Source organism: Streptomyces ossamyceticus, assembly GCF_001418475.1.
Classification (GTDB): Bacteria; Actinomycetota; Actinomycetes; order Streptomycetales; family Streptomycetaceae; genus Streptomyces; species Streptomyces ossamyceticus.
This window is the reverse complement of the sequence record NZ_LIQX01000629.1, coordinates 662-1,180: the sequence shown is the minus strand read 5'-3', so window position 1 is coordinate 1,180 and position 519 is coordinate 662. Positions and strand designations below refer to the sequence as shown.

1 protein-coding gene is annotated in these 519 nt (G+C 72.4%); it reads left to right on the top strand.

Features of this window, described 5'->3' with window-relative positions:
• Window positions 1-519, top strand: a 519-nt coding sequence (locus AOK15_RS35260) for a DUF1775 domain-containing protein (protein WP_107099584.1), incomplete at both ends; no start/stop codon positions are given.

The window sequence follows — 519 nt, the reverse complement described above, 5'->3', positions numbered from 1 at the left end:
CTCGGCCGGCATCACGAAGCTGGAGGTGATCCTGCCGAAGGGCATCGCCCCCGCCGACGTCACCTACGAAGAGGGCCCCAAGGGCTGGAAGTTCGCCGCCACCGACCGGGGCTACACCGTCTCCGGCCCGAAGCTCGCGGTGGGGGAGGACGCCGAGTACGAGGTCACCGTACGGCAGTTGCCCGACGTCAAGGCGCTCGTGTTCAAGACCTTGCAGTCCTACAGCGACGGCAAGGTGGACCGCTGGATCGAACTGGACGACTCCGGCGGTGACGGGCACGGCCACGGCCATCCCGCGCCCCGTCTGGACCTGAAGCCCGCCGCGCCCGGCGCGAAGCTCGTCAGCCCCACCCCCAGCCCCTCGGAGGAGCCTTCCACAGCGGCCCCTTCGGCGGACCCCGGCGCCGAGAAGTCCCCGGCGCCGTCGGCGAAGCCCGCGGCGGACGACACCGATGACGACGGGCTCCCTGTGGCCGTCCCCCTCGGTATCGGCGCGGTCGTCCTCGTCCTGGGCGGCGG